The sequence below is a fragment of the Bradyrhizobium zhengyangense genome (genome assembly GCF_022012555.1).
Taxonomy (GTDB): domain Bacteria; phylum Pseudomonadota; class Alphaproteobacteria; order Rhizobiales; family Xanthobacteraceae; genus Bradyrhizobium; species Bradyrhizobium zhengyangense.
Genome location: NZ_JAKLTZ010000004.1, coordinates 130,237 through 144,802, shown reverse-complemented (window position 1 = coordinate 144,802; position 14,566 = coordinate 130,237). Strand labels below are relative to the sequence as shown.

Below are 14,566 nucleotides of genomic sequence, written 5' to 3'. Positions count from 1 at the left end.
GGCTCGTCTCATTTTCGGGACGGGTGAACGAAGCTGCAGACACAATGGGATTTGATCGATGACCTCGACCGCTCTCGCCGCAACCCTGTTCGGACCTGAAGATCTGCGCATGATCGAGCATCCGCTCGATAAACTTGCCGACGGCATGGTGCGCATCCGTTTCGGCGCCGGCGGCATCTGCGGCTCGGACATGCATTACTTCCGCCACGCCCGGACCGGTGATTTCGTGGTGAAGTCGCCGCTGGTGCTCGGTCACGAGATCTCGGGCGAGGTCGTCGAGATCGCAGGCACGGCCGCGAACCTGAAGGTCGGGGATCGTGTCGCCGTCAATCCGTCGCGCTGGTGCGGCCATTGCACAGCTTGCCGCGAGGGCCGGCAGAATCTCTGCGAAAATATCTACTTCATGGGATCGGCCTCGAAGACGCCGCACATGCAGGGCGGCTTTGCCAACTATTTCGACGCGGTTCCGGCGCAGTGCGTGAAGATCCCCGATCACGTCTCCTATCAGGCTGCGGCTCTCGCCGAGCCGCTCGCGGTCTGCCTGCACGCCGTTGCGCGCGCCGGCAACGTCCAGGGCAAGCGTGGCATCATCTTTGGTGCCGGCCCGATCGGGCTTCTGACCATGCTCGCCGCCCGCCGCGCCGGCATGGCCGACATCACGGTGGCCGACATCGCGCCAGCGCCGTTGGCTTTTGCGACCAGGCTCGGGGCGTCCCATGTCGAGAACGTCTCTGGCGGCGAAGAGGGCCTAAAGGCGCAGGCCGCGTCACGTCCGTATGACGTTGCCTTCGAAGTTTCGGGCACCGCCGCGGGTCTTGCCAGCGCCATCGGCATCGTCAGGCGCGGCGGTGTCGTGGTGCAGATCGGCAATCTGCCGGGTGGCCAGATTCCGACGCCGTCGAATGCCGTGATGGCGAAGGAAATCGATTTGCGCGGCTCATTCCGCTTCGGGCTCGAATTCTTGACCGCGGTGGAACTGATCGGCGCGGGCAGCGTCGACGTGCTGTCGCTGGTCACCGCCGAGCGGCCGCTGTCGACCGCGCCCGACGCCCTGCGCTTGGCGCTCGACCGCTCGCAGAGCGTCAAGGTCGTGTTGACCGCCAACTGATTGGAGACAACGCATGATGCGCGAGGGATGGCGCTGGTACGGGCCCAACGATCCCGTGTCGCTGGACGATGTCAGGCAGGCCGGCGCGAGCGATATCGTCTCGGCATTGCATCAGGTGCCGATCGGCGAGGCCTGGACACGCAAGGCCGTCGAGGAGCGCAAGAATTTTATCGAGAACGGCCAGCCGGGCCGTTCGCAATTGATCTGGTCGGTGGTGGAATCGATTCCGATCCCTGACGACGTCAAGCGGCTCGGGGCTAAGGCGACCAAATCCATCGACGCCTGGATCGCCAGCCTGGAGGCGGTGGCCGCCTGCGGCATCAAGATCATCTGCTACAATTTCATGCCCGTGGTCGACTGGTGCCGGACCGATCTCGAATGGGAGCTGCCGAATGGTGCCCGCGCCCTGCGCTTTGATCAGGACCGGTTTGCGGCGTTCGAGCTGCATATCCTGAAGCGCCCGGCGGCGCCGCAGGAATATTCACCTGCGCAGCAGGCGCGCGCAAAAGCGCTGTTCGACAAGATGAGCCAGGCCGATATCGACTATCTCATCATGGTCATTGCCAGCGCGCTGCCCGGCTCGACCACCGAGCCGCTGACCATTCCGCAATTCCGCGACCGGCTGGATGCCTATCGCGACATCACGCCAAAAATCCTGCGGCAGCATCTCGTCGAATTCCTCACCCGCGTCGCGCCGGTCGCCGAGCAACTCGGCGTCTCGCTGACGCTGCACCCCGACGATCCCCCGCGGCCGCTGTTCGGCCTGCCCCGGATCGCCTCGACTGCCGAGGATTATCAGGCGCTGTTCGACGCCGTTCCGTCCAGGGCCAACGGCATCTGCCTGTGCACGGGCTCGCTCGGCGTGCGCGCGGAGAACAACCTGCCTGAGATGGCCGAGCGTTTCGGCGCGCGCATCGCCTTTGCCCATCTGCGCGCGACCAGGCGCGAGGCCGACGGGCTCTCATTCCACGAGTCAGATCATCTCGACGGCGACGTCGATATGATTGCGGTGCTGAAGGCCCTCCTGAAGGAGAACGCGCGGCGCCCAGCCGATCAGAGGATCGTGTTTCGGCCCGACCACGGCCACCGCATGCTGGACGATCTCGTTGCGACCAAACGCACCAATCCCGGCTACACCGCAATCGGCCGCCTTCGCGGTCTTGCTGAGCTGCGCGGCGCGATCAGGGCGATCGGGCATCGGTGAACTTCGCCTCTCCCCGCGTGTGGGGAGAGGAATGCGCGCTGAAAGCGCGGATTCCGGGTGAGGGGGACTCTCCGCGGGTCCATCTCTCACCATGATTGCGGAAGCAGCCCCTCACCCCAACCTCTCAGGGCGAGCAGAGCTCGTCCCGGCCCCGTAGGAACGGGGAGAGGAAGAATGTAGGCCGCGGACCCATAAACGCGGCGGCTTGATGCGACGAAAGCAGCGTCCGCTTTGCCCCCTATAGCGACAAGTTCGTGCGGTAGCGCAATATGTTGCGATGGGCCAGAAGCGGACCTTCACCTGCTCAATCGATGACGTGGTCGGCGCTTGCAACAAGCGCAGGAGGCACCGTTATTCCCAACTGTTTCGCTGCCTTGAGATTGATGGACAACTCGAACTTGGAAGTCTGGTAGAAAGGGATATCTCCCGGCTTTGTCCCTTTGAGTATCGCATCGATGTTGTTTGCCGCGCGCTTGTACAGTTCGATCAAGTCGAAGGAATAAGCCATCAACCCGCCAGCCTCAACGGGCTCAAAAAACGTAAACATCGAAGGAAGCCTGAATTCGCCGACCAATCTTGCAATGAGCGTGCTGTTTCGCAAAACGTCGGCCGAGTCGACCACCATGATTGCATTTGCGCCATCGTGGGCGGCGCTCTCGATTGCCGAGCGGTAGTCTGCTTCACTCGCGCCAAATGCGACCAAAGACACAACGAGAGGCACGCCCATCTTCTCGGCTGCCGCGCGGATTGCGGGGCCTGCGATGGCACGGGGACCTTCCCATTGAAAGCGAAGAGCAAGACAGCTCAGTTTCGAGATGGCGGGAAACATCTCGCGCAATAATGCTATCCGCTTCTCATGGATGGACGGTCCGGTGTCGATGCTGACGCCCGTGAAATTACTCCCCGGGTGGGCTAGACTCTGCGCAATCCCCAACGCGACCGGGTCAGCGGTCAACGCTACCACCGGAATACGCGATGTTGCCGGTTTGAAGCTGACCGCACCCGGACCGACCGTGTAGATGACATCGGGATGTCTTTGAACAATTGCCGTCACCAGAACGTCGAGGCCGGACGTGTTCTGATCTCTCCCGTAACCCTCGACCGTGAGGTTTTGTCCCTCGACCCACCCCAGCCGCCGAAGCTCTTCGAACAAGACCCTATAATACCGGTTCTCGCTATGCTCATGCATGAGCGTGCTCGACTCTGACGGGCTAAAGATTGCCAGAAGCTTGCTATTGCTTTGCTGTCCTCGAGCCACAAGTGGCCATGCCAGCCCGCCCCCAAGTGTCGCGATGAACTCACGTCGCCGCATTAGATCACCTCGAAGTCAGAAGTCACTGTCTAGCGTATCACGTCGCACTGGTTCGAGCGCCGGAAACGTCGTTACCGATCGACGATGCATGTCAAAGAGGATCAAAGCGTCGGTCTAGGTCTCGGCTGTAAACTTCCGGACTCCCCTATCGCGGCACCGCGTCAACGGTAGCGATGGCCAGACTCGGACATAAGTGACGCTACTCAATCACCTCGTCGGAGCGGGCAAGAAGCCCTGCCGGTACGGTAACGCCGAGAGCCTTCGCCGTGTTAAGATTGGCTGCCAACCATAATTTGGTTGGAAATTCGATGGGCAGGTCACCGCATCGAACACCCCTGAGGATTTTGTCTACAAAATAGCCGAGGCGACGATAACACCAGCGCAAATCGACTCCGTAGCTGACGAGGCCGCCGTGAATAACGTGCTCGCGATATCCGAAGACGGTCGGTAGCCGCTTTTCAAGGGCAACGGCCCCGATCTGCTCGCACCTGACAAGGAGCAGATTAGTCTGAAGGACAACGACGACATCGACCTTTTCGTTCGCCAACGCAGCGAGCGCCCCCGGAATGTCGTTCGGCGTATTGGCTTCGGCTTCGACGACGCTGAAGCCTAAAGATTGGCAGGCCGCCCTCAAGTCCCCGACTTGAGGCGGGCCCTTGGGATCGTTCATGTTGGTAAGCAGTCCAACGCACCGTGCCGTTGGCGCGATTTCTCGTGCGAGTTCAATTTGCTTGGTCGGCAATCCGGCGATGTAGGGCTCAATGCCCGTTACGTTTCCTCCTGGGCGAGCATCGCTGGCAATCAAGCCGAGATAAGCCGCGTTCGCGAGCGCGCCACAGACAATCGGTATCGTCGACGTCGCCTTTCGGGCTTCGACGGCTTGCAATGTCGCCGGCGCGGCGATGATATCGGGTTTGACCAGAGCCACCATCTCTTCCATGGTTGCTACTCGGTCAGTAAACATGTCAAATCGCTTTATGACATCAACGTTTCGACCTTGCTCGTAGCCGAACTCCGAGAGCCCCTTAACAAAATTGCCAAACGTCAAGTCCAATATGAATTGAGGTACGTTTGCGCCTGCGGGCGTACCTGCAGGCGGAGCGCCCGCCCACGCAATGAGCGGACGTTTTGGCACAGACTGCGCGCTTGAGCCGCGACCAAACATTGTTGATGCGGCTGCGCCAATAAGGCCGAAACGCCCGATGAACTCCCGCCGTCGCATGTCCGCTCCCAAGCTCAGGTGATGGCATCGTAGCGGTTTAGTCCGGCACATTGATAGTCATTAAAGCTATTGCCGCAGTGCACAGCCAGGTTCTCAGTTGGGTCATGAGCGACGTTTTGGCTCGGTTTACGTTAGGCCCGGTCTACCCCTGACAGCCGACACATCCTCAGCCGTGGGCTGCGGCAGCGATAAGCAAACAGCGGGCATGCAGAACTGATTGTCTCGTCCAGCCCGGCACCGCGCAAGGATGAGGGCTCTTCGCTTAGGATCGGCCCGATATGTAAGAGTTTGCAATGCGAGAAATTTCGTCGCACTCAGCATCTAAGATGCTCGTGTCCAAACAAATGGCTGGCCCCGAAATACTGTAGCGGGTCACCCACCCGAAGAGCCTACCGGCCGGCCGCATAAGAATCGTTTGCCTGAATTTGGGCTCTATCACAAGCTCGATTCCGGTTGCGCTCCTTGATCTGCTGGGAATGTACGGCGACACCGACTGGATCACGTTCCAGGGTATGGCTGTGGACGTTAGTCGCTCGTCCCTGAACCCCGTCTCGTCGATCGAAACGACGACTTGGCCCCTCGCGGTTAGCAACAGATAAGAAAACGCAAGGGCTGCACATGCCATCGCTGCAGCCACAATGTAGCTGGTCACGGTGAACCAGTTTTGGCTCCTCATCTGGGCGGCAACAAACCAAAGCATCACTGCAAGGCCGCCGCAGAAGCCCACGCGACTCAGCAACGCAAGAACCGAATAGTGAGCGTTGAGTCTTAGGTTGACCATCTCAGGTCCTCTGTGGCGCACCAGCGAAAAGGGACTGCCTGTCCAACCTCGAACCTACCTTTCCCCTGCGCAGCGTAGCAATCCAGAATCTCTCCGCGGAACGACTCTGGATTGCTTCCGCCTTCGCCAAGGCTTCGGCGGACAAGTAGCTGCGCTCGCAATGACGTGGAGAGAGCGGTCCCCCTACACCGCAATCGGCCGCCTGCGCGGCCTTGCTGAGTTGCGCGGCGCGATCCGGGCGATCATGCATTAAAGACGGTTGCGCCGGGCCGCCATAGCGGGCGTTATTGCGCTTCTCAATGTGAGAAGTGAAATCCCATGCGCGTCTTTTCCGCCGCCCTTGCCACCGAGACCAACACCTTTGCGCCGATGCCGACGGGCGTGTCGGCGTTTCACGAGCGCGCCTATTATCCGGCGGGGAAGCATCCCGATGCGATGCAGATGCATGGCGGCCCGCTCTGGGCCGCGCGGGAGGTCGGGCCGTCGCGCGGCTGGACGCTGATCGAGGGTCTGGTGGCGGCAGCCGTGCCGAACGGCATCGTGACGCGCGCAGCCTATGAAAGTCTCCGCGACCAGCTCCTCGGGGATCTCAAGGCGGCGCTTCCCGTCGACATGGTTCTGCTCGGCATGCACGGCGCCATGGTCGCCGACGGCTATGACGATTGCGAAGGGGACCTCCTGGCGCGCGTCCGGCAGATCGTGGGACCGGATACGGTCGTTGGCGGCACGCTCGATCCCCACACCCATCTCAGCGACGCGATGGTCGGGAATGCCGACCTCCTGATCTGCTGGAAGGAGTATCCGCACACGGACATCCTGGAGCGGGCGCGGGAGCTCGTCGAATTCTGCGCGGCGCTGGCCGAGAAGCGCCTCGAGCTGCGCGTCGCTGTTATCGACACCGGGATGATCGCGTCGCTGCACACCACGCGCGAGCCGGGCAAGAGTTTTGTGAACCGCGTGCGCGCACGCGAGGGCAAGGACGGCATCGTCTCCATCTCCCCCGTGCACGGCTTTGCATCGGGCGACGTGCCTGACATGGGCACCAAGGTGCTGGTCTACAGCGATGCCTCGGTCGATCCGGACGGCGCACGGGGACAAGACCTGGCGCAGCGCCTGGCACGCGAGCTGTGCGACCTGCGCGAGGCGCTGAACGAGCGGCCGACCGGGATCGATGCTGCGATCGACGCCGCGCTCGCCGCTGATGGCACGGTGGTGCTCGGCGATGGCAGCGACAATCCGGGCGGCGGCGCACCCGGCGATTCGACCTATATCCTGCGGCGGCTCATCGATCGCAACGTCGCGAGCGCTTGTCTCGGGCCGCTGTGGGATCCGGGCGCGGTCCGGATCGCCTTCGATGCCGGCGTCGGCGCGCGCCTCGCTTTACGCATCGGCGGCAAGATCGGGCCATTGTCGGGCGATCCTGTCGATGCCGTCTGGGAGATCCGCGCGCTCAAGCCGGACATGGTCATGACGGGACTTGCGGGAACGCCGGCGAAGCTCGGCGACTGCGCGCTGATCGCCTCTGACGGCGTCGAGGTCGTGCTCTCGACCTACCGCTGCCAGGCCTTCGGCGTCGACCTTTTCACCCAGCTCGGGCTCGATCCCGCGCAGCGCAAGATCGTCGTCGTCAAGTCATCGCAGCATTTCCGCGCGTCCTTCGAGCCGATTGCCACGCGCGTCATCATGGTCGACGCGCCCGGCGTCGTGGCCCGCGACATCACTTCGCTGCCATACCGCAAGATCCGGCGCCCGAAATGGCCGCTGCATGCGAGCTGAAGGACGGCGCCGAGAGTACCCGGCGGGCCATCCCAATCTCATCGCGCTTCAGGCGAGAAAGTCGCTGCGGTCCGCGAGCGGACCACCAGCCGGTTGCTCTCAATAGCACGCCGCCATCGCGCCGAGCTCGGGATAGAGCTTGTCGATCGCCGCGATCTCGCTGTGCATCTGGTCGATGATCCAGTCGCGGATCTCGGCGGCGATGGGGCGCATCGGGCGGTTGCGCGGCGGCAGGAATTCGCAGATGCGGCGCGTGGTGGTGAGCCTGTCGGAGGCCGGCACCAGCGCGCCGGTCAAAAGCCAGTGCGAGGCGACCGTGAGCCAGCCGAGCGCGATGCCCTGGCCGAGCAGGGCGGCCTGCACCACGACGGCATAGTCGGTGAAGCTCAGCCCCTTGGCCGCGCCGCGGCGTCCGGTGAGCAGCGATGCGTAATCCGCGGCCCAGTCGCCCGGCGTCTCGGCGAGGCGAATGATGGTGTTGCCTTCGGCGGGATCGGTCTCGCCGAGATAGGCAGGGCTGCACATCGGCAGCATCACCTCCTTCATCACCAGCATGCCGCCTGAGGACGGCTCGTCGCGATCGCGAAAGCGCATGCCGAGATCGACATTCTCGACCGCGCCGCGCAGCGCGCCGGAGATGAGCTGGAAGCGCAGATCGACCTCTGGAAACTGCTTCTGCAGCTTGTCGATGCGCGGCATCAGCCAATGCGTGGTGAAGGCGGAGGAGACCGACAGCGTCACCGTCTCGGTGCCCTTGCGGCGCCGCTCGATCTCGGTGAGCCCGGTCTCGATGCTGCGAAAGCCTTCGAGCACGCGGCGATAGAGTAATTCGCCTTCCTCGGTGAGCACCGCGCGGCCCGCTTTGCGGTCGAACAGGCGGACCCCGAGATGCTCCTCGAATTGCCCGAGCATGCGGCTCACCGCCGGCTGCGTCACGTTCAATTCGGCGGCGGCAGCCGTGAAGCTGCCATTGCGCGCCGCCGCGTCGAAGACGAACAGGGCGTTGCTGGAGGGCAGCATGCGGCGGAGCTCAGGCATAACGTCATGTTATGAGGCGCGTGAGAATTTGGCAATTGCCGGATTTTCGCAAGTCTGGTGTCATTGACCTGACAGCCTAAACACAGGGCCTGTGAGAGCAGATTTGGTGCGGTGCACGCCGCGCCTCCGAATGCTCCAAAACCCTGTCTATAAAGCAGGCTTATGGCGTGCAGTGAGGCACGCCATTGCGGGATTGCGCGAGGTCGATCGTTGGACAAACGAGCGGAAAGCGTCGAGATCAGGTCGGCCAGCAAGGCCTATGGTGCCGTTCGCGCCCTCGACGATGTGTCCCTCGATGTCGGCGCCGGCGAGTTCGTCTCGCTGCTCGGTCCCTCCGGTTCCGGCAAGACCACGCTGCTCGGAATCTTGGGCGGCTTCATACTGCCGACCTCGGGCACGATTCTCTTCGGTGGCCGCGACGTCACCTACATGGCGCCGCACAAGCGCGACATCGGCGTGGTGTTCCAGAACTACGCGCTGTTCCCGCATATGAGCGTCGGCGAGAACGTCGCCTTCCCCCTGCGCGCACGCCGCCTGCCGAAAGCGAGCTGGCCTGACAAGGTGCGCGCGGCGCTCAGCATGGTCGGCCTTGGCGGCTACGAGGAACGCGGCATCGCGCAGCTCTCCGGCGGCCAGCGCCAGCGCGTGGCCCTGGCGCGCGCCATGATCTTCGAGCCGCGCCTGATCCTGATGGACGAGCCGCTCTCGGCGCTCGACAAGCAGCTGCGCGAGACCATGCAGATCGAGCTGCGCACGCTGCACAAGCGCATCGGCGCGACCATCATCTACGTCACCCATGACCAGCGCGAGGCGCTGACCATGAGCGACCGCGTCGCCGTGATGAAGGACGGAAGGCTGATCCAGATCGACGAGCCGGCGCGCCTGCACGACCACCCCGCCGATTCCTTCGTCGCCAGTTTCATCGGCGAAGCGACGATGCTGCCGGTACGCCGCGTCGATGCGGTCAGTGTCGCGCTCGGCAACGCGCTGCTGCGCAGTGCCCGCGCCATTCCCAATGGCGACGCACTGATGCTCGCCGTACACAGCGAAAAGCTGCTGATCGACGACGGCGCACAGGATGCCGCCTGCAACCGGCTGACCGGAACGGTCACCGACATCGTCTATCAGGGCGAGAGCCTGCGCATCTTCCTGGCGCTCGCCGACGGGATCGCGCTCAGCCTGCGCCAGCCCAGCTATCACCAGGCCTATGGCCGCATTCCGCCGCTCGGCGGCAGCCTCACCGTCACTCTCCACCCCGAGGACACCATCGTCGTGCCCCGGGTGGACTGAAGCCTTGTTGCAACCTGAGAGAAGAAGCACATGTCGACCCAAGCCGCGTTCAGCAATTTCAAGGTTCTCACCTTCGACGTCGTCGGCACCTTGATCGATTTCGAGACCGGCGTGCTCAACGCGGTGCGCAAGATCTCGGGCAAGACCCCCGCCGAGCTTGGCGACGAGCAGATCTTCGAGCCATACAAGCGCGGCCGCGACAAGCATTACGAGCGCTCCAGCGAAGTCATGTTCCACGTCTATCGCCATCTCGCCACCGAGCTCGGGCTGCCGGCGGATGATGCGTCCTGCGAAATGTTCCAGCTCTCGGTGCTGCGCTGGCGGCCGTTCTCGGATTCGGTCGAGGCGCTGAAGCGCCTGCGCACGAAATTCCGCCTGGTGGCGATGACCAATGCCGACCGCGTTGCGCTGTCAGCTTACGCGCATGCGCTCGGCAATCCCTTCGACGACACCGTCTGCGCCGACGACACCGGCGTGGCAAAGCCGAACCCGGAATTCTTCGCCTATAACAAGGGACGGCAGTCGGCTTTCGGCTACAAGCAGTCCGACATCCTGCACGTGGCGCAGAGCCAGTACCACGACATCGGGATCGCGCGGAAACTCGGCTACAAGGTGTGCTGGATCGAGCGCCGCCAGGGCATCGCTGGTTTCGGCGGTACGCCCGCGGTCGAAACGCTGACCAAGCCGGACTTCCACTTTCCGACGTTGAAGGCGTTGGCTGACGCCGCCATCGGGCCGGCGTAAGGGATGAGTGCCGGCATGACACGGGACTGGCGCGCATTGCCATCGGCCAACTCGTTGTGGGAAGCCACAGCGGAGCCGGCGCGCGCCTTTCCGGTGCTGTCCGGCGAGCACAAGGCGGATGTGGTGATCATCGGCGCGGGCTATACGGGCCTCTCCGCCGCGCACCACATCGCCAAGAGCGGGCTCGCGCCTGTTGTGCTTGAGGCCGTCAGGCCGGGCTGGGGCGCGAGTGGCCGCAACGGCGGTGTGATCACCGCAAAGTTTCGCCTGTCGTTCCGCGAGATCGACGCCGCGCATGGCCGCGCCATGGCCAGGCGCATGTACGAGATCGCGCATGAATCGACCGACATGGTCGAAGAGCTGGTCTCTGAATACGGCATTGCCAGTGCCAACCTGACCCGCACCGGCCAGGTCAAGGCCGCGCATAACGAGACGACGCTGAAGGCTGCGATCGACGAAGCCATCTGGATGACGCGCGAGATGGGCTCGGCCGAGGTCCGTATCCTCGACAAGCACGGCGTGCGCGAGGAGACCGGCTCCGACATCTTCGTGGGCGGCGTGCTCAATCCCGGCTCGGGCGGCATCCATCCGCTGAATTACCTGCGCGGTCTCGCCGACGGCGTGGCGCGCCGCGGCGTTCCCATCTTCCAGGAATCGCCGGTGATCAGGCTCAGGCGCGATGGCGACGGCATCGTTGCCGAAACGTCACAAGGCGCGGTGCGCGCCAGGCAGGCGATCATCGCCACCAACAGCTATTCCGATCTCACCGGCGCGACTGGGCAACTCCAGCGCACGCTGATCCCGTTCCGCAGCGCCCTCATTGCGACCGAGCAGTTGCCGCGCAATCTCGCGGGGCAACTGATGCCGACGGGACGCACCTACACTGAGACCAAGCGCATGATGCGCTGGTTCCGCATGGTCGACAATCGCGTCATCTTTGGCGGCCGTGGCGCCTTCGGCAAGCAGGACTCGCAAGCCGCCTTCGACGCGCTGCGCAGGGCGATGGTCGGCATCTTCCCTGATTTGGCCGACGTTCCGCTCGAATACAAATGGTCGGGCCTCGTCGCGATGACGCTGGACTCGGTGCCGCATATCGGCCGGATCGACGATCGCACGCTGGTCTCGATGGGCTACAACGGTGCGGGCGTTGCGATGTCGAGCCTGATGGGCCGCTATCTCGCCGCCTTCGCACGCGGCGAGACGCCCGACGTCGGACTGCTCGACGTCAGCCGCATGAAGGCCATTCCGTTCTATCCGCTGCGCGAGCCCGCCGTGCGCATGGTCGCCGGCTGGTACCAATTTCTCGATGCGATCGGTCGGTGAGATCACTTTGAAGGAGGCGAGGATGATGACGAAGCAGAGTTTTGGATTTGGGTGTGCGTTGTTGAGCGCAATCGGATTGGTCACTTCGGCAAGCGCGGCCGAGCAGATCACCTTCGTCTCGCAAGGCGGCGCCTATCAAGAGGCGCAGACGGTGGCGATCCTCGATCCCTCTGCCAAGAAGCTCGGCATCACCATCAACCAGGATTCCATTCCCGACGCCTGGCCCGCGATCAAGACCCAGGTCGGCAGCGGCAAGCCGATCTGGGACGTCGTCGATACTCCGACCGGCAACTGCCTGCGTGGCGGCGAGCAGGGGCTGATCGAGAAGCTCGACTTCTCGAAGATTCCAAACGGCGGGGCGATGCCGGAGTCCTATCGCAGTCCCTATTCGGTCTCCTATGAGTTCTATTCCAGCGTACTGTCCTACAGCCAGAAGACGTTTCCGAAGGACGCCCCGAACAGCTGGGCCGATTTCTGGGACGTGAAGAAATTCCCGGGCCGCCGTGCACTGCGCAACCATCCCTTCGCGACGCTGGAGGCGGCCCTGATGGCCGACGGTGTTGCGCCCGACAAGCTCTATCCGCTCGATGTCGACCGCGCCTTCAAGAAGCTGGAGGAAATCAAGCCTGCCATCACGGTGTGGTGGACCTCTGGCGCGCAGTCGGCGCAGCTGCTCAATGACGGCGAGGTCGACATGGAGATGGCCTGGAATGGCCGCGTCAGCGCCGTCGCCAAGGAAGGCGCCAAGGTCGCCTTCACCTACAACCAGGGCATTTTGCAGAGCACCTCGCTCTGCATCCTCAAGGGCGCGCCGAACCTCGACACTGCCGTCAAGTTCCTCAACGAGGCCGTCGATCCCGTACACCAGGCCAATCTGCCGCTGCAAATCGATTATGGTCCGGGCAATCCCAAGGCGTTCGAGACCAACGTGATCAAGCCCGAGCGCGCCGCGCAATTGCCGAGCGAACCGGCCAATGCGGCGAAGCAGGCGTTGATGTCCTACGCCTGGTGGTCCTCGCCCGCGGGTGAAGCTGCCGAGAAGCGCTGGGCGTCGTTCATGCAGAAGTAGGCGAGGTCAGCCTTGGCGACTTCCGTGCCAGATCCATCGCAAAAGCATCAGCGCCGCGAACACGGCCTGATGCTCGCGCTGGTGTCGCCCGCGCTGCTGGTGATCCTGGCTCTGATCGTGCTGCCGGTCGGCTGGCTGGCCTGGCAGTCGATCTACCATGATGGTTTTACCCTGGAGAATTATCGCCGCGTCTTCACCGAGGACATCTACTGGCGCAGCTTCGCGCTGACCTTCGAGATCAGCCTCGCAGTGACGGTGATCGCACTGCTGCTGGGCTATCCCGTAGCCTATCTGGCCAATTCGGTGCCGAAGGGCTGGAGCATCCTGATCCTGTCGCTGGTGGTGCTGCCGTTCTGGACCTCAGTGCTGGTGCGGGCCTATGCGTGGCTGGCGCTGCTCCAGCGCACCGGCGTGATCAACCAATTCCTGCGCTATCTCGACGTGATCTCCGAGCCGATGGCGCTGGTCCACAACACGTTCGGCACGGTGGTCGCAACCGTGCACATCCTGCTGCCATTCATGGTGCTGCCGCTCTACGCCACCATGCAGAAGATCCCGGGCGATCTCATGCAGGCTGGCGCCAGCCTGGGCGCGAGTCCGTCGCTGACATTCTTCCGCGTGTTCCTGCCGCTGTCGCTGCCCGGCGTGCTCGCCGGCTGCACCATGGTGTTCGTGCTCTGCCTCGGCTTCTACATCACGCCGGAATTGCTGGGCGGCGGCCGCACCGTGATGGTGTCGATGCTGGTGAGCCGCAATGTCGAGCTCTACAACCAGTTCGGGGCGGCGAGCGCGGTTGCGGTGGTTCTGCTCCTCGGCGTGCTCGCGATCTTCTTCGTCGTCAGCCGGTTCATCTCGCTCGATCGCGTGTTGGGGCAGAAATGACACGCATCTCGCCCGCCCGGATTGCCCTCTATGTGATCAGCGCGCTGGTGCTGCTCTATCTGATCCTGCCTGTGCTGATCATCGCGCCGATCTCGTTCTCCAGCGCCCGCTTCCTGACCTTCCCGCCGCCGTCGTTCTCGACGCGCTGGTACCAGCAGTATTTCTCGAATCCCGCCTGGATGCAGGCGACGCGCGTGACGCTGACGGTGGCGCTGTTCACCGTGGTGATCGCAACGCCGTGCGGTGTCGCCGCTGCCTACGCCATCAGCCAGTCGAAATTGCGCATCATGCGGATCATCCACATGGCATTGCTGCTGCCGCTGGTGGTGCCTGTTGTCATCACCGCGATCGGCATCTTCTTCGTCTATGCCAAGGTCGGCCTGGTCGCGACCATGCCCGGCCTCGTGCTGGCCAACGTGATGCTGGGCTTGCCTTACGTCGTCATCTCGGTGCTCGCGGGTATGCAAAGCTTCGATCCCGCGCAGGAGATGGTGGCGCGCAGCCTCGGCATGAACCGGCTGCGCAGCTTCTTCGCGGTGACGCTGCCGCAGATCAAGTCCAGCGTGGTTGCGGGGGGCATCTTCGCCTTCATCTCGGCGATGGATGAGACCATCGTCGCCCTGTTCATCTCCGGTGGCCAATACCAGCCGCTGACCAAGCGCATGTTCACCGCGCTCCGCGACGAGATCGATCCCACGATCGCGGCGATCTCGACACTGATGACGGCGGTGTCGTTCCTGCTGGTGCTCGCGGCGAGTGCGCGGCAGAAGAGGAGTGGGTGAGGGGGCTGGTGCTCCATTCTCGGTGTCATCGCCCG

12 protein-coding genes are annotated in these 14,566 nt (G+C 63.4%); 9 read left to right on the top strand and 3 right to left on the bottom strand.

Annotation, left to right across the window (positions count from 1 at the left end):
• Positions 1-58 precede the first annotated feature (58 nt).
• Both L6639_RS16180 and uxuA read left to right on the top strand, forming a co-directional pair.
• Positions 59-1,108 (top strand): L-idonate 5-dehydrogenase, encoded by a 1,050-nt coding sequence (locus L6639_RS16180; protein ID WP_237862704.1) that lies wholly within the window; start codon positions 59-61, stop codon positions 1,106-1,108.
• Positions 1,109-1,121: 13 nt separating this feature from the next.
• Positions 1,122-2,312 carry a mannonate dehydratase gene (gene uxuA / locus L6639_RS16175; protein WP_237862703.1) on the top strand — a complete coding sequence of 397 codons (1,191 nt, stop codon included), beginning with the start codon at positions 1,122-1,124 and terminating at the stop codon, positions 2,310-2,312.
• Positions 2,313-2,616: 304 nt separating this feature from the next.
• Here uxuA and L6639_RS16170 read toward each other — a convergent pair whose 3' ends face one another.
• Together L6639_RS16170 and L6639_RS16165 are read right to left on the bottom strand one after the other, a co-directional pair.
• Positions 2,617-3,501: an ABC transporter substrate-binding protein gene (locus tag L6639_RS16170; protein ID WP_237862702.1), complete on the bottom strand. Its 885-nt coding sequence runs from the start codon at positions 3,499-3,501 to the stop codon at positions 2,617-2,619.
• A 322-nt stretch (positions 3,502-3,823) separates the two neighbouring features.
• Positions 3,824-4,846, bottom strand: a complete 1,023-nt coding sequence (locus L6639_RS16165) for an ABC transporter substrate-binding protein (RefSeq protein ID WP_237862701.1) — start codon at positions 4,844-4,846, stop codon at positions 3,824-3,826.
• A gap of 1,099 nt (positions 4,847-5,945) precedes the next feature.
• On the opposite strand from L6639_RS16165, the gene L6639_RS16160 reads away from it, so the two are divergent.
• A complete protein-coding gene (locus tag L6639_RS16160) occupies positions 5,946-7,403 on the top strand; it encodes a M81 family metallopeptidase (protein ID WP_237862700.1) in 1,458 nt (485 codons plus the stop codon).
• A 99-nt stretch (positions 7,404-7,502) separates the two neighbouring features.
• On the opposite strand, the gene L6639_RS16155 is transcribed toward L6639_RS16160, so the two are convergent.
• Positions 7,503-8,441, bottom strand: a complete 939-nt coding sequence (locus L6639_RS16155; protein ID WP_237862699.1) for a LysR family transcriptional regulator — start codon at positions 8,439-8,441, stop codon at positions 7,503-7,505.
• 210 nt (positions 8,442-8,651) lie between these two features.
• Between L6639_RS16155 and L6639_RS16150 the strand changes: the two genes are divergently transcribed.
• From L6639_RS16150 to L6639_RS16125, 6 genes are all read left to right on the top strand, one after another.
• A complete protein-coding gene (locus L6639_RS16150; protein WP_237862698.1) occupies positions 8,652-9,731 on the top strand; it encodes an ABC transporter ATP-binding protein in 1,080 nt (359 codons plus the stop codon).
• A gap of 30 nt (positions 9,732-9,761) precedes the next feature.
• A complete protein-coding gene (locus L6639_RS16145; protein WP_237862697.1) occupies positions 9,762-10,475 on the top strand; it encodes an HAD family hydrolase in 714 nt (237 codons plus the stop codon).
• A gap of 15 nt (positions 10,476-10,490) precedes the next feature.
• The gene (locus tag L6639_RS16140) at positions 10,491-11,798 is read left to right on the top strand and encodes an NAD(P)/FAD-dependent oxidoreductase (RefSeq protein WP_237862696.1); all 1,308 of its coding nucleotides are present in this window, start codon (positions 10,491-10,493) and stop codon (positions 11,796-11,798) included.
• Positions 11,799-11,820: 22 nt separating this feature from the next.
• Complete coding sequence (locus tag L6639_RS16135) at positions 11,821-12,867, top strand: ABC transporter substrate-binding protein (RefSeq protein ID WP_237862695.1); 1,047 nt, start codon at positions 11,821-11,823, stop codon at positions 12,865-12,867.
• A gap of 69 nt (positions 12,868-12,936) precedes the next feature.
• Positions 12,937-13,749, top strand: a complete 813-nt coding sequence (locus L6639_RS16130; protein WP_237863331.1) for an ABC transporter permease — start codon at positions 12,937-12,939, stop codon at positions 13,747-13,749.
• Entirely contained in the window at positions 13,746-14,531 is a 786-nt protein-coding gene (locus L6639_RS16125; protein WP_237862694.1) for an ABC transporter permease, read from the top strand. Before L6639_RS16130 ends, L6639_RS16125 begins: the two co-directional genes overlap by 4 nt.
• Positions 14,532-14,566 lie beyond the last annotated feature (35 nt).